At 71.4% G+C, this 21,947-nt stretch carries 21 protein-coding genes; 14 read left to right on the forward strand and 7 right to left on the reverse strand.

Annotated features, from left to right (window positions below; translation table 11 throughout):
- Positions 1-21 precede the first annotated feature (21 nt).
- Positions 22-918 carry a 16S rRNA (adenine(1518)-N(6)/adenine(1519)-N(6))-dimethyltransferase RsmA gene (rsmA, locus tag JL475_RS16675; protein WP_202278492.1) on the forward strand — a complete coding sequence of 299 codons (897 nt, stop codon included), beginning with the start codon at positions 22-24 and terminating at the stop codon, positions 916-918.
- The gene (locus tag JL475_RS16680; RefSeq protein ID WP_202278493.1) at positions 915-1,811 is read left to right on the forward strand and encodes a 4-(cytidine 5'-diphospho)-2-C-methyl-D-erythritol kinase; all 897 of its coding nucleotides are present in this window, start codon (positions 915-917) and stop codon (positions 1,809-1,811) included. The genes rsmA and JL475_RS16680 overlap by 4 nt, the downstream gene beginning before the upstream one ends.
- 11 nt (positions 1,812-1,822) lie before the next feature.
- Here JL475_RS16680 and JL475_RS16685 read toward each other — a convergent pair whose 3' ends face one another.
- Complete coding sequence (locus tag JL475_RS16685) at positions 1,823-2,428, reverse strand: Uma2 family endonuclease (RefSeq protein ID WP_237407319.1); 606 nt, start codon at positions 2,426-2,428, stop codon at positions 1,823-1,825.
- 144 nt (positions 2,429-2,572) lie between these two features.
- On the opposite strand from JL475_RS16685, the gene JL475_RS16690 reads away from it, so the two are divergent.
- The 8 genes from JL475_RS16690 to galK all read left to right on the forward strand — a co-directional run bounded on the left by JL475_RS16690 (position 2,573) and on the right by galK (position 12,899).
- Positions 2,573-4,387 (forward strand): ABC-F family ATP-binding cassette domain-containing protein, encoded by a 1,815-nt coding sequence (locus JL475_RS16690; protein ID WP_202278494.1) that lies wholly within the window; start codon positions 2,573-2,575, stop codon positions 4,385-4,387.
- 287 nt (positions 4,388-4,674) lie between these two features.
- Positions 4,675-6,486 carry a PQQ-binding-like beta-propeller repeat protein gene (locus tag JL475_RS16695; RefSeq protein WP_202278495.1) on the forward strand — a complete coding sequence of 604 codons (1,812 nt, stop codon included), beginning with the start codon at positions 4,675-4,677 and terminating at the stop codon, positions 6,484-6,486.
- Positions 6,483-6,620: a hypothetical protein gene (locus tag JL475_RS16700; RefSeq protein WP_202278496.1), complete on the forward strand. Its 138-nt coding sequence runs from the start codon at positions 6,483-6,485 to the stop codon at positions 6,618-6,620. The genes JL475_RS16695 and JL475_RS16700 overlap by 4 nt, the downstream gene beginning before the upstream one ends.
- The gene (locus tag JL475_RS16705) at positions 6,617-8,512 is read left to right on the forward strand and encodes a PQQ-binding-like beta-propeller repeat protein (RefSeq protein WP_202278497.1); all 1,896 of its coding nucleotides are present in this window, start codon (positions 6,617-6,619) and stop codon (positions 8,510-8,512) included. The genes JL475_RS16700 and JL475_RS16705 overlap by 4 nt, the downstream gene beginning before the upstream one ends.
- Positions 8,513-8,732: 220 nt before the next feature.
- On the forward strand, positions 8,733-9,425 hold the full coding sequence (locus JL475_RS16710; RefSeq protein WP_202278498.1) for a response regulator transcription factor: 693 nt from the start codon (positions 8,733-8,735) through the stop codon (positions 9,423-9,425).
- 223 nt (positions 9,426-9,648) lie between these two features.
- Positions 9,649-10,713 (forward strand): galactose-1-phosphate uridylyltransferase, encoded by a 1,065-nt coding sequence (gene galT / locus JL475_RS16715; RefSeq protein ID WP_202278499.1) that lies wholly within the window; start codon positions 9,649-9,651, stop codon positions 10,711-10,713.
- Positions 10,710-11,681 (forward strand): UDP-glucose 4-epimerase GalE, encoded by a 972-nt coding sequence (gene galE / locus JL475_RS16720; RefSeq protein ID WP_202278500.1) that lies wholly within the window; start codon positions 10,710-10,712, stop codon positions 11,679-11,681. Before galT ends, galE begins: the two co-directional genes overlap by 4 nt.
- A gap of 39 nt (positions 11,682-11,720) precedes the next feature.
- Positions 11,721-12,899 carry a galactokinase gene (gene galK / locus JL475_RS16725; RefSeq protein WP_202278501.1) on the forward strand — a complete coding sequence of 393 codons (1,179 nt, stop codon included), beginning with the start codon at positions 11,721-11,723 and terminating at the stop codon, positions 12,897-12,899.
- 74 nt (positions 12,900-12,973) lie between these two features.
- Here the strand turns inward: galK and JL475_RS16730 are convergent, their stop codons facing one another.
- The gene (locus JL475_RS16730; protein WP_202278502.1) at positions 12,974-13,462 is read right to left on the reverse strand and encodes an N-acetyltransferase; all 489 of its coding nucleotides are present in this window, start codon (positions 13,460-13,462) and stop codon (positions 12,974-12,976) included.
- A gap of 309 nt (positions 13,463-13,771) precedes the next feature.
- On the opposite strand from JL475_RS16730, the gene JL475_RS16735 reads away from it, so the two are divergent.
- Positions 13,772-14,551: a response regulator transcription factor gene (locus tag JL475_RS16735; RefSeq protein WP_202278503.1), complete on the forward strand. Its 780-nt coding sequence runs from the start codon at positions 13,772-13,774 to the stop codon at positions 14,549-14,551.
- Here the strand turns inward: JL475_RS16735 and JL475_RS16740 are convergent.
- The gene (locus tag JL475_RS16740) at positions 14,510-15,007 is read right to left on the reverse strand and encodes a MarR family winged helix-turn-helix transcriptional regulator (protein WP_202278504.1); all 498 of its coding nucleotides are present in this window, start codon (positions 15,005-15,007) and stop codon (positions 14,510-14,512) included. The genes JL475_RS16735 and JL475_RS16740 overlap by 42 nt on opposite strands.
- Before the next feature lie 113 nt (positions 15,008-15,120).
- On the opposite strand from JL475_RS16740, the gene JL475_RS16745 reads away from it, so the two are divergent.
- Both JL475_RS16745 and JL475_RS16750 read left to right on the forward strand, forming a co-directional pair.
- Positions 15,121-15,942, forward strand: coding sequence for a trans-aconitate 2-methyltransferase (locus JL475_RS16745; RefSeq protein ID WP_202278505.1), 822 nt, complete (start codon positions 15,121-15,123; stop codon positions 15,940-15,942).
- Positions 15,943-15,945: 3 nt separating this feature from the next.
- On the forward strand, positions 15,946-16,308 hold the full coding sequence (locus tag JL475_RS16750) for a VOC family protein (RefSeq protein WP_202278506.1): 363 nt from the start codon (positions 15,946-15,948) through the stop codon (positions 16,306-16,308).
- Between the two features lie 13 nt (positions 16,309-16,321).
- Here the strand turns inward: JL475_RS16750 and JL475_RS16755 are convergent, their stop codons facing one another.
- The 3 genes from JL475_RS16755 to JL475_RS16765 are packed head-to-tail and all read right to left on the reverse strand — an operon-like array spanning position 16,322 to position 18,312.
- Positions 16,322-16,573, reverse strand: coding sequence for a type II toxin-antitoxin system prevent-host-death family antitoxin (locus tag JL475_RS16755; RefSeq protein WP_202278507.1), 252 nt, complete (start codon positions 16,571-16,573; stop codon positions 16,322-16,324).
- 33 nt (positions 16,574-16,606) lie between these two features.
- Complete coding sequence (locus JL475_RS16760) at positions 16,607-17,284, reverse strand: TetR/AcrR family transcriptional regulator (protein ID WP_202278508.1); 678 nt, start codon at positions 17,282-17,284, stop codon at positions 16,607-16,609.
- The gene (locus tag JL475_RS16765) at positions 17,281-18,312 is read right to left on the reverse strand and encodes a fatty acid desaturase (protein ID WP_202278509.1); all 1,032 of its coding nucleotides are present in this window, start codon (positions 18,310-18,312) and stop codon (positions 17,281-17,283) included. The genes JL475_RS16760 and JL475_RS16765 overlap by 4 nt, the downstream gene beginning before the upstream one ends.
- 289 nt (positions 18,313-18,601) lie before the next feature.
- Between JL475_RS16765 and ppc the strand changes: the two genes are divergently transcribed.
- On the forward strand, positions 18,602-21,343 hold the full coding sequence (ppc, locus tag JL475_RS16770; RefSeq protein WP_202278510.1) for a phosphoenolpyruvate carboxylase: 2,742 nt from the start codon (positions 18,602-18,604) through the stop codon (positions 21,341-21,343).
- 88 nt (positions 21,344-21,431) lie between these two features.
- On the opposite strand, the gene JL475_RS16775 is transcribed toward ppc, so the two are convergent.
- Entirely contained in the window at positions 21,432-21,944 is a 513-nt protein-coding gene (locus tag JL475_RS16775) for a hypothetical protein (RefSeq protein ID WP_202278511.1), read from the reverse strand.
- Positions 21,945-21,947: the final 3 nt, after the last annotated feature.

Raw genomic sequence — 21,947 nt, forward strand, 5'->3', positions numbered from 1 at the left:
CGCGCCCCGTACCCTTGTCCCGTGACCAGCCCCACCCCCGACGCCCTCCTGGGCCCCGCCGACGTCCGCGAACTCGCGGCCGCCCTCGGCGTGCGGCCCACCAAGCAGCGCGGCCAGAACTTCGTGATCGACGCGAACACGGTCCGCCGGATCGTCCGCACCGCCGAGGTCCGCCCCGACGACGTGGTCGTCGAGGTCGGCCCGGGGCTCGGCTCGCTCACCCTGGCGCTGCTGGAGGCCGCCGACCGGGTCACCGCCGTCGAGATCGACGACGTGCTGGCCGCCGCGCTGCCCACCACCGTCGCGGCCCGCATGCCGGAGCGCGCCGAGCGGTTCGCGCTGGTCCACTCCGACGCGATGCACGTCACCGAGCTGCCCGGCCCCGCCCCGACCGCGCTGGTCGCCAACCTGCCCTACAACGTGGCCGTGCCGGTGCTGCTGCACATGCTGGAGACCTTCCCGAGCATCGAGCGCACCCTCGTCATGGTCCAGTCGGAGGTCGCCGACCGGCTCGCCGCCCCGCCCGGTTCGAAGGTGTACGGCGTGCCCTCAGTCAAGGCCAACTGGTACGCGCAGGTCAAGCGGGCCGGCGCCATCGGACGGACCGTGTTCTGGCCCGCCCCCAACGTCGACAGCGGGCTGGTCTCCCTCGTCCGCCGGAGCGAGCCGCTGAGGACCACCGCCTCCCGGCGCGAGGTCTTCGCCGTCGTCGACGCTGCCTTCGCCCAGCGCCGCAAGACCCTGCGGGCGGCCCTCGCCGGCTGGGCGGGCTCGGCTGCGGCGGCCGAGGCCGCCCTCGTCGCCGCCGGAGTGTCGCCGCAGGCGCGCGGCGAGTCCCTGACCGTCGAGGAGTTCGCGCGCATCGCCGAACACAAGCAGCCCGAGCAGCCCAAGCAGTCCGAGGAGTCCGCCGCGTGAGCGTCACCGTCCGCGTGCCCGCCAAGGTCAACGTCCAGCTCGCGGTCGGCGCGGCCCGCCCCGACGGCTTCCACGACCTGGCCAACGTCTTCCTCGCGGTCGGCCTCCACGACGAGATCACCGTGACCCCGTCGCCGGACGGGCTGCGCGTCACCTGCGCGGGCCCGGACGCCGCCGAGGTGCCCCTGGACCGTACGAACCTCGCCGCCCGCGCGGCCCTCGCTCTCGCCGGGCGGTACGGCCGGGACGCCGACGTGCACCTCCACATCGCCAAGGACATCCCCGTCGCCGGCGGCATGGCGGGCGGCAGCGCGGACGGCGCGGGCGCGCTGCTGGCCTGCGACGCGCTGTGGGGGACCGGCGCCTCGAGGGCGGAACTGCTCGACATCTGCGCCGAGCTGGGCAGCGACGTGCCGTTCGCGCTGGTCGGCGGGGCGGCGCTGGGCACCGGGCGGGGCGAGAGGCTGACCGAGCTGGAGGTGGGCGGCACCTTCCACTGGGTGTTCGCGATGGCCGGGCGCGGGCTGTCGACCCCGGCGGTCTTCCGGGAGTTCGACCGGCTGGCGGAGGGCCGGGACATCCCTGAGCCGGTGGCCTCGCAGGACCTGCTGGACGCCCTCGCCAAGGGCGACCCGGACGCGCTGGCCGCCACGGTCTCCAACGACCTTCAGCCGGCGGCGCTGTCGCTGTTCCCGGAGCTGGCGGACACGCTGGCGGCGGGGCGTGCGGCCGGGGCACTGGCTTCGCTGGTCTCGGGCTCGGGTCCGACCACGGCGTTCCTCGCCCGGGACGCGGAAGCGGCGGACGGGATCGCCGACGCGATGGAGGCTTCCGGCACCTGCCGCACGGTGCGTACGGCGGCAGGGCCCGTGCCGGGTGCGATGGTGATCTGAGAGGGCTCCGATCAGAGCTCGTCGATGGCTGTGAGATCGATGTCGATGGGGTATGGCTCGTCGACCTTGATCCGGTCGCGGTGCATGCCCATGTGCACGTATGAGCGAGTGAGCGGGTCCAGCTCGTACACGTGAACGAGTGGGATGCGGCCGCTTCCGTCCCGCTCGACGCGCCAGAAGTGGGGGATGCCTGCGGTGCCGTACTTGTGCGGCTTGGTCGTACGATCGCGGGACTCCGAGTCCGGGGACACGACCTCGATGGCCAGGATTACGTCCTGGGCCTGGTAGCTCGTCTGGTCCGGGCCCCGGACCGCATCGGCGAAGACCACGCTCACATCGGACTCTGGTCCGTTGCGCCGGTCCAGGACGATGGTCATCTCCCGTTTCACCCTGTACTTCTTCGGCGCGCTTCGCCGCAGGCCACTGACCAGCAGGTCGATCACGTCTGCGTGGAAATTGCGCTGCGGACTCACGGTGATGAGGCTCCCGTCGATCAACTCGGTGTGCGGCGGGAGATCGGGCAGTGTGAACAGGTCGTCCACGGTGTAGCCGTCCACGGGCGGCACCTGCCAGTGACGGCGGTGCTCTACGGACTCGGCGGTCATGGTTCCTCCCATGGACGGGATCCTGCTGCCTGCCCTCTACGGTAGCCGCCTGTTTCCGATCACGTCATCACAATGAGTGACTGTCGCCTCGCGCGTCGGCCGCTCTCCGGCAGGCCCTACGCTTGAAAGCTGATCGATCCACCGGGCAGGAGAGAAATGGCCGTCAATCTGGTCAATGTCGAGAACGTCAGCAAGGTGTACGGCACCCGTGCCCTCCTCGACGGCATCTCCCTCGGCGTCTCGGAGGGGGACCGCATCGGTGTCGTCGGGCGCAACGGCGACGGCAAGACCACCCTCATCCGGATGCTCGCCAAGCTGGAGGAGGCGGACACCGGGCGGGTGACGCACTCCGGCGGGCTCCGCCTCGGCGTGCTCACCCAGCACGACTCCCTCGACCCCGCCGCCACCGTCCGGCACGAGGTCATCGGCGACATGGCCGACCACGAGTGGGCGGGCGACGCCAAGGTCCGCGACGTGCTGACCGGGCTGTTCGGCGGGCTGGACCTGCCCGGCTTCCCCAAGGGCCTGGACACCGTCATCGGACCGCTGTCCGGTGGCGAACGGCGCCGGATCGCGCTCGCCAAGCTGCTCATCGAGGAACAAGACCTGATCGTCCTCGACGAGCCCACCAACCACCTCGACGTCGAGGGCATCGCCTGGCTCGCCCGGCACCTGCGGGAGCGGCGCTCCGCGCTCGTCTGCGTCACCCACGACCGCTGGTTCCTCGACCAGGTCTGCACCCGCATGTGGGACGTGCAGCGCGGTGCCGTGTACGAGTACGAGGGCGGCTACTCCGACTACGTCTTCGCCCGCGCCGAACGCGAGCGCATCGCCGCCACCGAGGAGGTCAAGCGGCAGAACCTGGTCCGCAAGGAGCTGGCCTGGCTGCGCCGCGGGGCGCCCGCGCGGACGTCCAAGCCGCGCTTCCGCGTGGAGGCCGCCAACGAGCTGATCAAGGACGTGCCGCCGCCGCGCGACAGCAGCGAGCTGATGAAGTTCGCCTCGTCACGGCTCGGCAAGACGGTGTTCGACCTGGAGGACGTCACCGTCCAGGCAGGGCCCAAGGTGCTGCTCAAGCACGTCACCTGGCAGCTCGGTCCCGGTGACCGGATCGGCCTGGTCGGGGTCAACGGCGCGGGGAAGACGTCCCTGTTGCGGGCGCTGGCGGAAGCGGCCCGGAGCGAGGGCGAGGTGCAGCCCGCGGCGGGCCGGGTCAGCGTCGGCAAGACGGTCAGGCTCGCCTACCTCTCCCAGGAGGTCGCCGAACTCGACCCCACCTGGCGGGTGCTCCAGGCCGTACAGGCGGTGCGGGAGCGCGTCGACCTCGGCAAGGGGCGGGAGATGACCGCCGGGCAGCTGTGCGAGACGTTCGGCTTCAACAAGGACAAGCAGTGGACACCGGTCGGCGACCTGTCCGGCGGTGAGCGGCGGCGGCTCCAGCTGCTGCGGCTGCTCATGGACGAACCCAACGTCCTCTTCCTCGACGAGCCCACCAACGACCTCGACATCGAGACCCTCACCCAGCTCGAGGACGTCCTCGACGGCTGGCCCGGCTCGATGATCGTCATCTCCCACGACCGGTTCTTCGTCGAGCGCACCACCGACCGGGTGTTCGCCCTGCTCGGCGACTGCACCCTGCGGATGCTGCCGCGCGGCATCGACGAGTACCTGGAGCGGCGCAAGCGCATGGAGGAGGCCGCCGCGGCCGCCGCCGCCGGACCCGCGGCGAAACCGGCCCCGGAGGTCCCCGAGAAGAGCGCCGCCGACGTGCGCGCCGCCAAGAAGGAACTGCAGAAGATCGAGCGGCAGCTGGACAAGCTCTCCGAGAAGGAGTCCACGCTGCACGCCGCCATCGCCGAGCACGCCACCGACTTCGCGAAGGTGGCCGAACTCGACGCGGAGCTGCGCGAGACGGCCGGTCAGCGCGAGGCGCTGGAAACGCGGTGGCTGGAACTCGCCGAGGACGCCTGACGCCCGTACCGGGGTCCGTACCGCCCCGCAGCGCCCCGCGCACAGGTCCGTGCGCGGGGCGCGCGTTGTGTGAAGGGTGTGTGGAGGCGCGTGGGGGCGCGTAACGAGGGCATCACAGGCCGGTCCTCCCTTGGGAACAGGGGTGGACGCGGCCCGGTGACCCGTCGGTACCGGGTGATAGAAAGACCCCGTCTGAGAACTGTAAGGACCACCTCAAGACGACTCTGGGAGCATCGCGTACCTCAGGGTGTGGCTAAAAAATCAGTGAGCAAGGGGGGAACGCGCTGATGGCTCAGCCGCCCAACCAGCCGCCGCAGGGCGGCTTCGGAGCACCACAGGATCCGTCCGCGTCGGGTGGCGGCTTCGGAGCTCCGACCCCGCCGCCCCCGCAGGGTCCGCCCCAGACCCCGCCGCCCCCGCCGTCCGGTGTGCCGCCGCAGCCGGGCTACGGCTACCCGCAGCAGGCTTCGCCCCAGCAGCCGGGCCCGTACGGTCAGCAGCCGGGTCCGTACAACCAGCAGCCGGGGCCGTACGCCTCCGGCCCGTACGCCTCCGGGCCCTACGGCCGGCCGCAGCAGCCCGGCCCGTACGGGCAGCCGGGCTACGGCTACCCGCAGCCGCAGTACCCGGGCGCGCCCGGTGCCCCGCAGCCGGGGCCCGGCTCCCGCAACCCCTTCAAGGGCAAGCCCGCCATGATCATCGGTGCCGCGGTGGTGACGGCGCTGCTGGTGGTCGGCGGCACCGTGTGGGCGGTCTCCGGCGACGACGGGAAGCCGGACAAGAAGCCCGTCGCCCAGCAGAGCGACGACCCGAAGCCCGACGCCTCCGGCGCCCCGGTCGATCCGGGCGACGGCAGCGGCGACGGCGGCTCGGACCCGGAGGACCTCAACGAGGGCCGCAAGTCCGGCGAGTCCAAGGTGCTCTGGTACAAGGAGGCGCCCGACGCACCCGGTTCCGGAGCCGAGGCCCCCGGCATGTGGATCACCGACAAGGCGGCGGTGAAGGCGGCCTACAAGGAGCTCTCCGCCTACAACGTCGCCGACGGCAAGCCGACCTGGGAGCCCGTCACCTTCCCCGAGAAGATCTGCGCGGTCACCCCGGAGAAGACGTCCGACGACAAGGTCGTCATCGCGTACATGAGCGGCAGCAGCGACCGGGCCAAGTGCAACCAGCTCCAGCTCGTCGACCTCGACACCGGAGAGAAGGGCTGGACGCAGAAGGTCGAGGACGGCGCGCTGTTCGACTCCGTGGTCTCCATCAAGATGACCCTCAGCGGCAACACGCTGATGGTGAGCCGCTCGCAGTCCGGCACGGCCTTCGACGTCACCTCCGGCGACAAGATGTACGACAAGAAGAAGTACGGCGAGGCCTGCTTCCCCGCCGGTTTCGCGGGCGGCGAGCGGCTGATCCAGGTCGCTTCCTGCGGCGCCGGCGGCAACAACGAGCACGACGAGGTCCAGGAGCTCGACCCGAAGACCGGCAAGGTGCAGTGGACCCGGAAGTTCGGCAAGGGCTGGCGCGTCGAGCGCACCTACTCCGTCGACCCGGTGGTCGTCTACAGCACCAACAAGGACAAGAAGGCGTGGAACATCTCCACGCTCGGCGCCGGCGGCTCGGTCCGCTCCCAGGTCGCCGTCGACGAGGACTTCGCCGCCGATTGCGGCTGGGCCATTTTCGCCCGTGACCTCCAGGGCTGTGAGGGCGTCGCCGCCGACGCGGACACCCTCTACCTGCCCACCAAGGCGACCACCGGGGCCAACGAGATCGTCGCGATCAGCCTCGCCACCGGCAAGGAGAAGTGGCGGGTGAAGTCCCCGGTGGCGGACTCGATGGTGCCTATGAAGGTCGAGGGCGACAAGCTCATCGCCTACGTGGAGCCGTCGTACGACGCGGGCGGCCGGGTCGTGTCCGTCCCGACCACCGGCAGCAGCCACGAGCCGGTCACGCTGATGCAGAACCCGCAGGGCGCCGCGAAGATCGAGAACGGTTTCTTCAGCAGGGCGATCGACTGGGTCGACGGCCGTTTCTACGTCTCGACGACCCGGCTGTCCGGCAACGACGAGTCGAAGGAGAAGCTGATGCTCGCCTACGGCAAGTGAGGCGCGCAGCAGTGGTGGGGCGCGTCGGCCGGGTACGGCCGGCGCCCTCGCTCCGTCCGGCCACTTCCCCGCCGTCCTTCCCCTCCTTCGAGTTCTTCGGGCTCTTCGATCCCTTCGAGGTCTACACGTCATGACGCAGCCGCCCCAGCCGCCCAACCAGCCTCCGCAGCAGCCCGAGCCGTCACAGCCCGAGCAGCCGGCCGCACCGGCTCCGCCGCCGGGCTTCGGTCCGCCGACCGAGCCGTCGCAGCCGCCGGCCCAGCAGCCGCCGTCCGCCCCGGGCGGGCCGGACCTCAGCAAGGCCCCGGCGCCGGGATACGGCTACCCGCAGGCCCCGCCCACACCGACGGGCCCGACGCCGCCGCCCGGGTACGGCTACCCGCAGCAGCCCCCGGCCGGTTACGGCTACCCGGGTCAGCCCGGTCAGCCGAGCCCGTACGGCCAGCCGCAGCAGCCGTACGGCCAGCCAGGTGCGTACGGACACCCGCAGCAGCCGTACGGCCAGCCCGGTTACGGCCATCCGCACCCGACCGTGCCGATGCAGCCACACCCGGGCGGCGGCGTCGGGTCCGGCGGCGGGCGGAAGATCAACGCGCAGCTGGCCATCATCGTCTCGGCGGTCGTGGCCATCGCCCTGATCGTCGGCGCCGGCGTCTGGTACTCGTCCTCGTCCTCGTCCGGCGGCGACAAGGAGACCACCGCGGACTCGGGCGGCACCGACGGCGGTGAGAAGGACGCCAAGAACGGCGGCGGCTCCGCCGCCGGCAAGGAGAAGGCCCCGGCCGACCCCTCCGCCAAGGTCCTCTTCCAGGTCCCGGCGCCGAAGGTCTCGAAGGACGACTCGACCGTCTCCGTCTCCGGTTCCTGGCTGACCGACACGGTGTACGCCAAGAGCGGTGTCGCCGAGGTCGTCGGCTACGACGCCGTCAAGGGCAGCAAGGTGTGGACGCTCGACCTGCCCGGGCCGGTGTGCGAGGCCAGCGGTCACGTCACCGAGGACGGCAAGACGGCGATCGTCTACAAGCCGAGGATGCCGAGCAAGAACGATCCGCAGCGGTGCACGCAGGTCGCGGCCTTCGACCTCGCCACGGGCGAGAAGCTGTGGTCCGAGACGGCCAAGTCCGGCACCCAGGAGATCAGCTTCAACAACGTCACCGTCAGCGGGAACACCGTCGCGGCGGCCAGCACCAGCGGCGGCGCCGCCTGGGACCTCACCTCCGGCAAGCCCCTGTGGGCGCCCAAGACGTCCGACTCCTGCTACGACTCCGGGTACGGCGGCGGCCCGAAGCTGGTCGCGGTGCGCAAGTGCGGTTCGTACGAGCAGCGGCAGCTGCACATCCAGACCATCGACCCGAAGTCCGGCAAGGTGCTCTCCGAGTACAAGATGGCCGAGGGCATCGAGTACGCCGCGGTCGTGTCCACCGACCCGCTGGTCGTGGCCGCCGACGTCGGCGACTCCGCCGGTGACGGCAGCGGCATCTCGGACTTCTTCTCCATCGACAACAAGACCGGCGAGCTGCGTACCCGCATCTCCGCGCCCGGTGAGGAGTTCGCGGCCGACTGCGACGGCATCACCAGGATCGAGCACTGCAGCGGGCTGGCGGTCGGCAACGACCGGCTGTACATACCGACCGAGGAGCACGAGGGCACGGGCGAGTACAGCAGGACCAACGAGGTCGTCGCCTTCGACCTGGCCACCGGCAAGCAGACCGGCCAGCGCGCCGACGCCGGCGACGGCTACACGATCACCCCGCTGCGCATGGACGGCGGCAACATCCTGGCGTACAAGCAGCCGCCCTACGACAAGGGCGGGCAGGTCGTGAGCATCGACGGCGGCACCTTCAAGCAGACCAGGCTGCTGGAGAACCCGGCGACGGATGCGGTGCGGGACGTGGAGACGAGCATGTCGCCCGAGCACTCCGAGGTCCTGTTCGGGCAGGGACGCCTGTACATGTCGGAGGTGTACGCCAGCGAGTCCACTTCGGACCGGGAGGAGTACCTGGCGATCGCCTTCGGTACCGACTGATCGTTCCGTCGGCCCGTCCGTACGGCCCCGCCCCTGCTCAGGGGCGGGGCCGTACGCGTACCGCTCATCGGGTGCCCATCGCCACCGAATGCGAGAATTTCGGTGATCCGGGGCGATTCTCGCCGTTAGGGGGAGCGCGACGTCGAACAAGCGTGTAGCTTCCGGGACCGGACGGGGAGGCGGCGCACGGGGGTGCGCTCGCGGTATGGGGGGTTGATACATGGGCGTGCGGTTGATGGTGGTCGACGACCACCGGCTGCTCGCCGAGGCGCTGGCCTCGGCGTTGAAGCTGCGGGGACACCGGGTGCTGGCCGCGGCGGCACCGGTGGCGGGGGCTGCGGATCTGGTGATCAGCAGGGCGCCGGAGGTGTGCCTGCTGGGGACGGCGGCGCCGGCGGAGCCGGGCATCTTCGATCCGGTGGTGAAGATCAAGCGGGAGCGGCCGCAGGTGGCGGTGCTGGTGCTGGGTCCGGTGCCCAGCCCTCGCGGGATCGCGGCGGCGTTCGCGGCGGGGGCGTCCGGCTACGTGCGGCACGACGAACGCATCGAGGGCGTGGAACGGGCGATCATGAAGGCGCGGGCGGGGGAGGCCGCGGTGGCGCCGCAGTTGCTGCAGGGGGCGTTCGGCGAACTGCTGAATCCGGCGGCGCAACCGGACGACGAGGGGCAGCGGCTGCTGCGGATGCTGACCCCGCGCGAGGTGGAGGTCCTGGTCCGGGTGGCCGACGGTGAGGACACCCGGCTGATCGCGGCGGGCATGGGCATAGCGCCGTCCACGGCACGGACGCATGTGCAGCGCGTGCTGATGAAACTGGGCGTGGGCTCCAGGCTGGAGGCGGCGGCACTGGCGGCCCGGACGGGACTGCTGGACCGGGTGGGGCCGTTGCGGGGGACGGCGCACTCGGGGCAGTAGGGGCAGGGAGCAGAGGTGGGGGCGTCCGCGATGCCGGACGCCCCCACCTCTGCTCCCTGCCCCTCTTTCCCCGGCGTGGTGCCCGCGAGGGTGACATTGACGGCTGTGGTGTGTTGTGTTTTGGTGTGTTGGGTTCTGTTGGAAGAGTGTGAAGGTGGCGCTGTGCAGAAAACAGCGCTGCGCGGAAAGCAGTGCGGTGAACGGCTCGAATGGAGCGTCCGGCGTGAAGAAGACCTCGACCCGGCTGGCCGACGGTCGCGAACTCATCTACTACGACCTGCGCGACGACACCGTGCGCGACGCAGCCGACCGCCGCCCCCTGGCCGCCACCGTCACGACGTCCGAGATCCGCCGCGACCCGCTGCTCGGCGACCGTGTCGCCATCGCCTCCCACCGCCAGGGCCGGACCTACCACCCCCCGGCCGACGAATGCCCCCTGTGCCCCTCCGAGGGCGACCGGCTCAGCGAGGTCCCGGACTCCTCGTACGACGTCGTGGTCTTCGAGAACCGCTTCCCCTCGCTGGCCGGTGACTCCGGGCGCTGCGAGGTCGTCTGCTTCACCTCCGACCACCACGCCTCCTTCGCCGACCTGAGCGAGCGGCAGGCCCGGCTGGTCCTGGACGCCTGGACGGACAGGACGTCGGAGCTGTCCCATCTGCCCTCCGTGGAGCAGGTGTTCTGCTTCGAGAACCGGGGAGCCGAGATCGGCGTCACCCTCCAGCACCCGCACGGGCAGATCTACGCCTATCCGTTCACCACCCCCCGCACCGCCCTGATGCTGCGCCGAGTGGCCGCACACAAGGAGGAAACCGGAGGGGGAAATCTGTTCGACGCCGTCCTGGCGGAGGAACTCGCGGGCGAGCGGGTCGTCCTGGAGGGGGAGCACTGGGCCGCCTTCGTGCCGTACGCGGCGCACTGGCCCTACGAGGTCCACCTGTACCCGAAGCGCCGGGTGCCCGACCTGCTCGGGCTCGACGAGGCGGCACGCGCGGAGTTTCCCCGGGTCTACCTGGAACTGTTGCGGCGGTTCGACCGGATCTTCGACGGGGAGGGCGAGTCTTCGACGCCGTACATCGCGGCCTGGCACCAGGCCCCGTTCGGCACGCCGGCGGAGCTCGGCGGGGTCACGCGCGACGACTTCGCGCTCCATCTCGAGCTTTTCACCATTCGCCGAACACCCGGCAAGCTGAAGTTCCTCGCGGGTTCCGAGTCCGGTATGAACGTGTTCATCAACGACGTGCCGCCGGAACGCGCGGCCGAGCGACTGCGGGAGGTAGCGAGTTCATGAGCGGGAAGTACCTGGTCACGGGTGGCGCGGGCTATGTCGGAAGTGTCGTGGCCCAGCATCTGCTGGAGGCCGGCCACGAGGTCGTCGTCCTCGACAACCTCTCCACCGGACTGCGCGAGGCCGTTCCGGCCGGTGCGTCCTTCGTCGAGGGCGACATCCGCTCCGCCGCCGCCTGGCTGGACCCCTCCTTCGGCGGCGTCCTGCACTTCGCCGCGTTCTCCCAGGTCGGCGAGTCGGTGGTGCGACCCGAGAAGTACTGGGAGAACAACGTCGGCGGCACCATGGCGCTGCTGGACGCGATGCGCTCGGCGGGCGTGCGCCGGCTGGTCTTCTCCTCCACCGCGGCGACCTACGGCGAGCCCGAACAGGTCCCGATCCCCGAATCCGCCCCGACCCGGCCCACCAACCCCTACGGCGCCTCCAAGCTCGCCGTCGACCACATGATCACCGGCGAGGCGGCGGCGCACGGCCTGGGCGCGGTCTCGCTGCGCTACTTCAACGTGGCCGGCGCGTACGGCGACTTCGGCGAGCGGCACGACCCCGAGTCCCACCTGATCCCGCTCGTCCTCCAGGTCGCCCAGGGCCGGCGCGAGGCGATCAGCGTCTACGGCGACGACTATCCGACGCCGGACGGCACCTGCGTACGCGACTACATCCACGTCGCCGACCTGGCCGAGGCGCACCTGCTGGCGCTGAAGGCGGCGACCCCCGGCGAACACCTGATCTGCAACCTCGGCAACGGCAACGGCTTCTCCGTCCGGGAGGTCGTCGAGACGGTCCGTCAGGTCACGGGCCACCCGATCCCCGAGGTCGTGGCCCCCCGCCGGGGCGGCGACCCGGCGGTCCTGGTGGCGTCGGCCGCCACGGCCCGCGAGAAACTGGGCTGGAAGCCGTCCCGCGCGGACCTCAAGGGCATCGTCGCGGACGCGTGGGAGTTCGCGCAGCGGCACACCGGGCAAGGCGTTTAGCAGTATGTGACACAGGTGACGAAGGGTCAGGGGCAGGGTATGAGCGAGTCCGACGCCGACGAGACGGCTGCGGGAACGGCCGGCGAGCGGTTCCGGGAACTGTACGGAGCCGCACCGCACGGCGTCTGGGCGGCACCGGGCCGGGTCAACCTCATCGGCGAGCACACCGACTACAACGACGGCTTCGTCATGCCGTTCGCCCTGCCGCACACTGTGGTCGCGGCGGTCTCCCGACGCGACGACGGCGTCCTGCGCCTGCACTCCGCGGACGTGGACGCGCCCGTCGTGGAACTGACGGTGGACTCCCTCACCCCCGGCACGGACAAGGACTGGACCGCCTACCCGGCGGGCGTCGTATGGGCCCTGCGCGAGGCCGGCCACGCGGTGACCGGCGTGGACATCCACCTCGCCTCCACGGTCCCGGTCGGCGCCGGCCTGTCCTCCTCGGCGGCCCTGGGGATCGTCGTCGCCCTGGCCCTGAACGACCTGTACGAACTGGGCCTGCGCGGCTGGCAGTCGGCCCGCCTGTGCCAGCGCGCGGAGAACGTCTACGTCGGCGCCCCCGTCGGCATCATGGACCAGACGGCGTCCGCCTGCTGCGAGAGCGGCCACGCCCTGTTCCTCGACACCCGCGACCTCTCCCAGCGGCAGATACCCTTCGACCTGGCCGCCGAGGGCATGCGCCTGCTGGTCGTCGACACCCAGGTCAAGCACAGCCACAGCGAGGGCGAGTACGGCAAGCGCCGGGCCGGCTGCGAGAAGGGCGCCGCCCTGCTGGGCGTCGACGCCCTGCGCGACGTGGCCCACGCGGACCTGGACGCGGCCTTGGCCCGGCTGGGCGACGAGGAGGAGGTCCGCCGCCTGGTCCGCCACGTCGTGACCGAGAACGAGCGGGTGGAACGGGTGATCGCCCTGCTGGAGTCGGGTGACACCCGCGCCATCGGCCCGGTCCTCGTCGCCGGCCACGCCTCCCTCCGGGACGACTTCCGCGTCTCCTGCCCCGAACTCGACCTGGTCGTCGACACGGCCCTCGCCTCCGGCGCCCTCGGCGCCCGCATGACCGGCGGCGGCTTCGGCGGCTCCGCCATCGTCCTGGCCGAGGCGACGGAGGTGGCCACCATCACCGAGGCGATACGGAAAACCTTCACGACGGCCGGCTTCACGACCCCCCGGATCTTCGAGGCGGTGCCGTCGGCGGGGGCGCGACGGCTCCGCTGAGCACCGGACGCACCGTGCCGCGCAGCGGGAGAAGCGCTCGGGCTCCGATGACGTGATGTGGTGGCGGGGCGGTGTCACCCTCGGCGTGGCCGGCGGGTTTCAGCGGCCGGCTCCAGGTGCTTGGTCAGGGTGTACTCCGTGATGCCCGGGGGGTAGTCGGGGATGGCGCAGACCACCTCGTAGCCGTGGCGGCGGTAGAAATCCGGGGCCTGGAAGTCCCAGGTCTCCACGCGGGAGGAGCGGCAGCCGCGCCGGTCGGCGGCGATGCGTTCCGCCGTGGACAGGAGGAGGGTGCCGAGGCCCGCTCCCCGGTGGCGTCCGTCGACCCACAGGTACGTCACGTGCAGCCAGGTCGTCCAGGTGTGGCCGACCAGGCCGCCCGCCAGAACGCCGGCCGGGTCCGATGCCCACACGTGCAAAGGGGACTCGCGTTCGTCGGGGGTTCCGCGCAGGGCGCGCAGCACCGGTGAGGCAGCCGTGTTCGTGTCCCGCAGCCGCCTGCGGAGCAGATCACGTCGGGCTCTGTCGACTTCTGTCTCAAGACGAAACATGCGGCTCACCATAAACGCGCAAGGCCGCCAGTTCTGCAAATAACCTTCCGCCGGCCGCCCCCGCCCGTACTCTGATGAACAGCGCCGGTGGGGGCCGGCGCCGTTCAGGGGGCGAGACACTCGGGTACGAAGCCCGGGGCGGGGCGGCGGGGGCGCACGGCGGCGGCCGGGCGGTGCCGAGCGGTCCGTCCCGGGTCCGGTCGAGCCCGGTCCGGTGAGTCCGGTACCGGGCTCCGGGTTCGCACCCGCACCGGGGTGGGCGTCGTCCTTTGACCATGGGGTAGTCCCCAGCTCTGCAGAGAGCTCGGGGAAGGGGGTTTCGTGCAACGTGTCCGAGTCCTGGTCGTCGATGACCATCGCATCTTCGCCGAGTCGCTCGCCGCGGCCCTGGCCGCGGAGCCCGATGTCGAGGTGTCCGCGGCGGGCAGCGGCCCGGCCGCGCTGCGCTGCCTGGAGCGCGCGGTCGGCGAGGGGCGGCGGTTCGACGTGGTCCTCGTCGACGCCGACCTGGGCGGCACGGTGACGGCCGGCCGGTCCGCCGTACCGGTGCAGGCGGCCGACGAGGACGGCCTAGTCGACGGGATGTCCCTGGTCTCCGGGGTGCGTTCGGTCCACCCGCAGGTACGGATCGTGGTGCTCGCCGAGAAGGACGACCCGCGCCGCGCCGCGCTCGCCCTGCAGGCCGGCGCCGGCGGCTGGGTGGCCAAGGACTGCTCGTTGAGCCGGCTGCTCACCGTCATCCGGGGCGTGCTGCGCGACGAGACGCATCTGCCGCCCGCCCTGCTCACCGGCGTCCTGCGCGAACTGACCGCCGCGCGCAAGCACCGCACGGAGAGCGAACGGCTCGTGGAGGCCCTGACCCCGCGGGAACGGGAGGTGCTGCGGTGCATGGTCGCGGGCCTGGGGCGCAAGGCCGTCGCCGAGCGCCTGTATCTGTCCCCGCACACCGTCCGTACGCACATGCAGAACGTGCTCGGCAAGCTGGGCGTGCACTCCACGCTCGCCGCCGTCGCCCTCGCCCGGCGGGCGGGCGTGGGGCCCGTCGACCTGGGGCAGACCTCAGCCCGGGACGTTGTCGAACGGGGCGGTCAGCCGGCGTAGCAGGCCCGCCAGTTCGCCGCGCTGGGTGTGGGAGAGCTCGGCGAGGATCGCCCGCTCCTGCGCCAGCAGTCCGGCCAGTGCCTGGTCGGCGCGGTCGCGGCCCTCGTCCGTGAGGCGGACCAGGACGCCGCGCCGGTCGTTGGGATCGGGCAGCCGAGCGACCAGGCCCTTCTTGGTCAGGCGGTCGATGCGGTTGGTCATCGTGCCCGAGGTGACCAGCGTCTGGGTGAGCAGTTGTCCCGGCGAGAGCTGGTAGGGGGTGCCCGCGCGGCGCAGTGCGGTCAGTACGTCGAACTCCCAGGGCTCCAGCTCGTGCTCGGAGAACGCGAGCCTGCGGGCCCGGTCCAGATGCCGGGCGAGCCTGCTCACCCTGCTGAGGACCTCGAGCGGTTCCACGTCGAGGTCCGGGCGCTCCCGGCGCCATGCTGCGACCAGCCGATCGACCTCGTCCTCCATGGCGATCAGTGTAGTGGTTGTGTCGATGTGAAGTCTCTTGAGGTCAAGTTTCTTGACGGCGAGACAGCGTGTGCGGGACGCTGGGTACCCGTCGGCCGACTCCAGGAGGCGCCATGTCCGCGGTCACCGATCCCACCTGGGACCCCGTCCAGTACCTGCGTCACGCCGGTCCGCGCACCCGCCCCTTCCTCGACCTCCTGGCCCACGTCCCCGAGCTCCCCGGTGACCCGCCCCGCATCGCCGACCTCGGCTGCGGCGCCGGAAACGTCACCGCCCTGCTCGCCGACCGCTGGCCGGCCGCCCGCATCACCGGCTACGACAACTCGCCCGAGATGCTCGACAAGGCCCACGTCGACCACCAGGGCCCGACCCCGGGCGGCGGCCGGCTGGACTTCGCTCGCGCCGACGTCCGCACCTGGACGCCCGACCGGCCGTACGACCTGATCGTCAGCAACGCCACCCTGCAGTGGGTCCCCGGGCACACGGACCGGTTCGCCGACTGGATCGCCTCGCTCACCCCCGGCGGCACCCTCGCCTTCCAGGTGCCCGGCAACTTCGACGCCCCCAGCCACACCCTCCTGCGCGAACTCGCCCACTCCCCCCGCTGGCGGGCCCGCCTCTCCGGCACCCTGCGCCACGCCGACGCCGTCCTCACCCCCGCCGCCTACCTGGACCGCCTCACCGGCGCCGGCTGCGCGGCCGACGTGTGGGAGACGACGTACATCCACCTGCTGCACGGGCCGGACCCCGTCCTGGACTGGGTCGGGGGCACCGGCCTGCGGCCCGTCCTCACCGCCCTCGCCGACGACCCCGAAGCGCGGGACGCCTTCGTTGAGGAGTACCGCACCGCCCTGCGCGCCGCCTACCCGACGGGCCCGCACGGCACCCCGTTCCCCTTCCGCCGCGTCTTCGCGGTCGCCGTCAAGGAGGCGTGACGGATGCTCGCCGCCGTCGACCATGTGCAGCTCGCCGCACCGCCCGGCTCCGAGGGCCGCCTCCGCGTGTACTACGCCGATGTCCTCGGCATGACCGAGGTGCCGAAGCCGCCTGCTCTGGCCGTGCGCGGCGGCTGCTGGTTCCGGGCGGGAGGCGTACAGCTCCATCTGGGCATCGAGGACGACTTCCGGCCCGCCGGGAAGGCCCACCCCGGCCTGAGGGTGACCGGCATCGAGGCGTACGCCGCCCGCCTGGCGGGCCACGGTGCCCCGGTCATCTGGGACGACGACCTCCCCGGCCACAGGCGCTTCTACTCCGAGGACCCGGTGGGCAACCGGCTGGAGTTCCTGGAGCCGGCCGGCTGACGTTCCCGTCGGCTCACGGACGCAGGCCCAGCAGGCGTCCGACCTCCGCGTGCGGGATGCCCTCTCCGAGGGTTCCCTCGGCCTTCTGGCGTCGGTACTCGGCGATGGCCAGGGCGTCTTCCAGATCCTCGATCACCTGGGGAGCGACGAGGAGCGCGGTCACGCCGTTCTCGTCGGCGAGAGCGACGGGCTCGCGGCTGCCACCCAGCCGGTGGACCAGATCCTCCAGCCGGGAGGCGGCCTCGCCGATCGTCATCTCGGTCACGGGCACACGATGCCACGTGCCCGGACCGGGGATTCAGTTCTTGCGGTGTCCGATCAGCCGCGGCTTCGGCTCCAGGCCGTCCAGGCCGTGCCAGGCCAGGTTCACCAGGTGCGCGGCCACCTCCGCCTTCTTCGGCTTGCGGACGTCCAGCCACCACTGGCCGGTCAGCGCGACCATCCCCACCAGCGCCTGCGCGTACAGCGGAGCCAGCTTGGGATCGAAGCCGCGGCTCTTGAACTCGCGGCCCAGGATGTCCTCCACCTGGGTGGCGATGTCCGAGATGAGGGAGGCGAAGGACCCCGTCGACTGCGGGATCGGGGAGTCGCGGACCAGGATGCGGAAACCGTCCGTGTACTCCTCGATGTAGTCCAGCAGTGCGAACGCCGCCTGCTCGCACAGCTCCCGCGGATGCCCCGCGGTCAGCGAACTCGTCACCATGTCCAGCAGGCGCCGCATCTCGCGGTCCACCACCACCGCGTACAGGCCCTCCTTGCCGCCGAAGTGCTCGTACACCACCGGTTTGGACACCCCGGCCTTCGCCGCGATCTCCTCCACCGACGTGGCCTCGAAACCCTTCGCGGCGAACAACGTACGGCCGATCTCCAGCAGCTGCTGACGGCGCTCCGCACCGGTCATCCGGGTGCGGCGCGTCCGCCGCGGCTTGTCGTTGCTCGAGGTGTTGCTGGAGTCGGTCGCCACAGCGACCATCATGCCGCCTCAGCCGTCTCCCGCCCGCGCCGGGAGCCGCCCTCCCCGGTATCACGGCGGTTACGGCGCGAATCGATACGCGAGCGTGACGGCCACCGCACGTCGTACGCCCAGCCCAACTGCTCGAACCAGCGGATCAGCCGGGCCGAGGAGTCCAGCTGCCCCCGCTCCACCCCGTGCCGCGCTGACGTGGGGTCGGCGTGGTGCAGGTTGTGCCAGGACTCACCGCAGGACAGGACCGCCAGCCACCACACGTTGCCCGAACGGTCCCGCGACTTGAAGGGCCGCTTGCCCACCGCGTGACAGATCGAGTTGATCGACCACGTCACATGGTGCAACAAAGCCACCCGAACGAGTGACCCCCAGAAGAAGCCGGTGAACGCGCCCCACCACGACATCGTCACCAGACCGCCGATCAGCGCCGGCAGCGCCAGCGACAACGCCGTCCACAGGATGAACTGGCGGGAGATCGCACGCAGCGTCGGGTCCTTGATCAGATCCGGTGCGTACTTGTCCTGCGGGGTCTGCTCCTCGTCGAACATCCAGCCGAGATGAGCCCACCACAGCCCCTTCAGCAACGCCGGCACCGACTCCCCGTACCGCCACGGCGAATGCGGGTCGCCCTCCGCGTCCGAGAACTTGTGGTGCTTGCGGTGGTCCGCCACCCAGCGCACCAGCGGCCCCTCGACCGCCATCGACCCCGCCACCGCCAGCGCGATCTTCAACGGCCGCTTCGCCTTGAACGAACCGTGCGTGAAGTGACGGTGGAAACCGATGGTGATGCCGTGGCAGCCGAGGAAGTAGAAGAACACCAGCAGCCCGAGATCCAGCCAGCTCACCCCCCAGCCCCACCCCAGCGGCACCGCCGCCAGCAGTGCCAGGAACGGCACGATGATGAAGAGCAGCAGAGTGATCTGCTCGATGGAACGCTTGCGCTCGCCACCCAGCGTGGCGGACGGGACGGCGGCGGTGTCGGAGTCGGGCGCGGGCCTCTTGGAGGCTTCGTCGATGACATCGGGGCCTGAGGTCATGCGTGTCCCCTGTGAGGTATGAGGGTTGAGGGTGATGCCGGGCAGCGGAACCACGCGACACTCCCTACGGTCCCGTAACCTACGGCAACGTAAGTATGGCAGTGCGCGGCCCGGCGGCACGAGCCCACGAGCCTGCGCGCCCCGGCCGAGACCTATCCTGGAAGCCGGTCGGACAGCGCGGTCCGCTCTGATTCCTTCCCGGATGCCCGGCCCGTATGCGGCACCAGCCGCCCGAGAGGCCGTCCGGGATTCCTCCAGACCAGCTTCAACACTGCAAGGAGCCGCACCTGTGAGCAGTGCCGACGACCAGAACGTGTCCACGGCGACCACGAGTAGCGAACTGCGGGCCGACATCCGCCGATTGGGTGATCTCCTCGGAGAAACCCTCGTCCGCCAGGACGGCCCCGAACTCCTCGACCTCGTCGAAAAGGTCCGCCGCCTCACCCGCGAGGACGGCGAGGCCGCAGCCGAACTGCTGCGCGGCACCGAACTCGAAACCGCCGCCAAGCTGGTCCGCGCCTTCTCCACCTACTTCCACCTGGCCAACGTCACCGAACAGGTCCACCGCGGCCGCGAACTGCGCGCCCGACGCGCCACCGAGGGCGGACTGCTCGCCCGCACCGCCGACCGCCTCAAGGACGCCGACCCCGAGCACCTGCGGGAAACCGTGCGGCACCTCAACGTCCGCCCCGTCTTCACCGCCCACCCCACCGAGGCCGCACGCCGCTCCGTCCTCAACAAGCTGCGCCGCATCGCCGCCCTCCTCGACACCCCCGTCATCGCCTCCGACCGGCGCCGCCTCGACATCCGCCTCGCCGAGAACATCGACCTCGTCTGGCAGACCGACGAACTGCGCGTGGTCCGCCCCGAACCCGCCGACGAGGCCCGCAACGCCATCTACTACCTCGACGAACTCCACGCCGGCGCCGTCGGCGACGTCCTCGAGGACCTCACCGCGGAACTCGAACGCGTCGGCGTCAAGCTCCCCGACGACACCCGCCCCCTCACCTTCGGCACCTGGATCGGCGGCGACCGGGACGGCAACCCCAACGTCACCCCCCAGGTGACCTGGGACGTCCTCATCCTCCAGCACGAACACGGCATCAACGACGCCCTGGAGATGATCGACGAACTCCGCGGATTCCTCTCCAACTCCATCCGCTACGCCGGAGCCACCGAGGAACTGCTGGCCTCGCTGAAGGCCGACCTCGACGCCCTCCCCGAGATCAGCCCCCGCTACAAGCGCCTCAATGCCGAGGAGCCCTACCGGCTCAAGGCCACCTGCATCCGGCAGAAGCTCGAGAACACCAAGCAGCGCCTCGCCAAGGACACCCCCCACCAGCCCGGCCGCGACTACCTCGGCACCGGCGACCTCCTCACCGACCTGCGGATCGTCCAGGCCTCACTGCGCGAACACCGCGGCGGCCTCTTTGCCGACGGCCGGCTCGCCCGCACCATCCGCACCCTCGCCGCCTTCGGCCTCCAGCTCGCCACCATGGACGTACGCGAGCACGCCGACGCCCACCACCACGCCCTCGGCCAGCTGTTCGACCGGCTCGGCGAGGAATCCTGGCGCTACGCCGACATGCCCCGCGACTACCGCACCAAGCTCCTCGCCAAGGAACTGCGCTCGCGCCGCCCCCTCGCCCCCGTCCCCGCGCCCGTCGACGCGGCCGGCGAGAAGACCCTCGGCGTCTTCCAGACCGTCAAGCGGGCCCTGGAGATCTTCGGCCCCGAGGTCATCGAGTCCTACATCATCTCCATGTGCCAGGGCGCCGACGACGTCTTCGCCGCCACCGTCCTCGCCCGCGAGGCCGGACTCATCGACCTGCACGCCGGCTGGGCGAAGATCGGCATCGTCCCGCTCCTCGAAACCACCGACGAGCTGAAGGCCGCCGACACCATCCTCGAGGACATGCTCGCCGACCCGTCCTACCGGCGCCTGGTCGCGCTCAGGGGCGACGTCCAGGAGGTCATGCTCGGCTACTCCGACTCCTCCAAGTTCGGCGGCATCACCACCAGCCAGTGGGAGATCCACCGCGCCCAGCGCCGACTGCGCGACGTCGCCCACCGCTACGGCGTCCGCCTGCGCCTCTTCCACGGCCGCGGCGGCACCGTCGGCCGCGGCGGCGGCCCCACCCACGACGCCATCCTCGCCCAGCCCTGGGGCACCCTCGAGGGCGAGATCAAGGTCACCGAACAGGGCGAGGTCATCTCCGACAAGTACCTCATCCCCTCGCTCGCCCGGGAGAACCTGGAACTGACCGTCGCCGCCACCCTCCAGGCGTCCGCCCTGCACACCGCTCCCCGCCAGTCCGGCGACGCGCTCGCCCGCTGGGACGCCGCCATGGACGTCGTCAGCGACGCCGCCCACACCGCCTACCGCCGGCTCGTCGAGGACCCCGACCTGCCCGCCTACTTCTTCGCCTCCACGCCGGTGGACCAGCTCGCCGACCTGCACCTGGGATCGCGTCCGTCGCGCCGCCCCGACTCCGGCGCCGGACTGGACGGCCTGCGCGCCATCCCCTGGGTGTTCGGCTGGACCCAGTCCCGGCAGATCGTCCCCGGCTGGTACGGCGTGGGCTCCGGTCTGAAGGCCCTGCGCGAGAGCGGCCTGGACACGGTGCTCGACGAGATGCACGAGCAGTGGCACTTCTTCCGCAACTTCATCTCCAACGTCGAGATGACCCTCGCCAAGACCGACCTGCGCATCGCCCGGCACTACGTCGACACCCTCGTCCCCGACCACCTCAAGCACGTCTTCGACACCATCCGCGCCGAACACGAACTCACCGTCGCCGAGGTGCTCCGCGTCACCGGTGAGAGTGAACTCCTGGACGCCGAACCGGTGCTCAAGCAGACCTTCGCCATCCGCGACGCCTACCTCGACCCCATCTCCTACCTTCAGGTGGCCCTGCTCAAGCGCCAGCGCGACGCCGCCACCGCCGGCACGGAGCCCGACCCCCTGCTCGCCCGAGCCCTCCTGCTCACCGTCAACGGAGTCGCCGCCGGCCTGCGCAACACCGGCTGACCCCCGCGGCACACGACGGTGCCCCGAGCCGCACACCGGCTCGGGGCACCGTCGTGTGCCGTGCACCGGATCGCGCACGGGCCGGTGTTCACATCACCAGGAACGCCGCCGTCGCCAGCGCCACGCCCGACAACCCCATCACCCACGCCGGCCGCGTCCGCAGCAACCCGCCCGCCACCACCACCGACGCCAGCATCAGCGCCCCGCCCAGCGGAACCCACGCGTAGAGCACCCCCGCCGGACCCGAACGCACCACCTCGGTCCCGTCCGGCTTCACCACCACCGTGTACGTCCGCCCCTCCGCCACCGCCGCCGTGTCCTCCAGCACGACCTCGGCCCGCGGCTGCGACCCCGGCGACAACGGCGTGTACGCCCCCTCGCAGGTCCCCGCGCCGCACGAGGTCACGGTGACCGTGCCCCGCTCCCGGCCCTTCGTCAGCATCACGTACTGCGCCGTCCCCCACGACGCCCACACACCCGCGATCAGGATCAGCACGGTGACCGTGCCCATCACCGCGAGCCGGCACAGCCGCAGCGCGGCGGAGGCACGCCGGGAGGCACGCCGGGAGGAGCCTCGACGGGAGGGGACGGCAGAAGGCATGGC

Source organism: Streptomyces sp. M2CJ-2, assembly GCF_016757295.1.
Lineage (GTDB): Bacteria > Actinomycetota > Actinomycetes > Streptomycetales > Streptomycetaceae > Streptomyces.

Coding starts and splice junctions, on each gene's coding strand:
- JL475_RS16685 (WP_237407319.1), bottom strand. CDS start 2,428: ATGGGAGGAACCATGACCGCCGAGTCCGTAGAGCACCGCCGTCACTGG.
- JL475_RS16690 (WP_202278494.1), top strand. CDS start 2,573: ATGGCCGTCAATCTGGTCAATGTCGAGAACGTCAGCAAGGTGTACGGC.
- JL475_RS16695 (WP_202278495.1), top strand. CDS start 4,675: ATGGCTCAGCCGCCCAACCAGCCGCCGCAGGGCGGCTTCGGAGCACCA.
- JL475_RS16705 (WP_202278497.1), top strand. CDS start 6,617: ATGACGCAGCCGCCCCAGCCGCCCAACCAGCCTCCGCAGCAGCCCGAG.
- JL475_RS16710 (WP_202278498.1), top strand. CDS start 8,733: ATGGGCGTGCGGTTGATGGTGGTCGACGACCACCGGCTGCTCGCCGAG.
- galE (WP_202278500.1), top strand. CDS start 10,710: ATGAGCGGGAAGTACCTGGTCACGGGTGGCGCGGGCTATGTCGGAAGT.
- galK (WP_202278501.1), top strand. CDS start 11,721: ATGAGCGAGTCCGACGCCGACGAGACGGCTGCGGGAACGGCCGGCGAG.
- JL475_RS16730 (WP_202278502.1), bottom strand. CDS start 13,462: ATGGTGAGCCGCATGTTTCGTCTTGAGACAGAAGTCGACAGAGCCCGA.
- JL475_RS16740 (WP_202278504.1), bottom strand. CDS start 15,007: ATGGAGGACGAGGTCGATCGGCTGGTCGCAGCATGGCGCCGGGAGCGC.
- JL475_RS16745 (WP_202278505.1), top strand. CDS start 15,121: ATGTCCGCGGTCACCGATCCCACCTGGGACCCCGTCCAGTACCTGCGT.
- JL475_RS16750 (WP_202278506.1), top strand. CDS start 15,946: ATGCTCGCCGCCGTCGACCATGTGCAGCTCGCCGCACCGCCCGGCTCC.
- JL475_RS16760 (WP_202278508.1), bottom strand. CDS start 17,284: ATGATGGTCGCTGTGGCGACCGACTCCAGCAACACCTCGAGCAACGAC.
- JL475_RS16765 (WP_202278509.1), bottom strand. CDS start 18,312: ATGACCTCAGGCCCCGATGTCATCGACGAAGCCTCCAAGAGGCCCGCG.
- JL475_RS16775 (WP_202278511.1), bottom strand. CDS start 21,944: ATGCCTTCTGCCGTCCCCTCCCGTCGAGGCTCCTCCCGGCGTGCCTCC.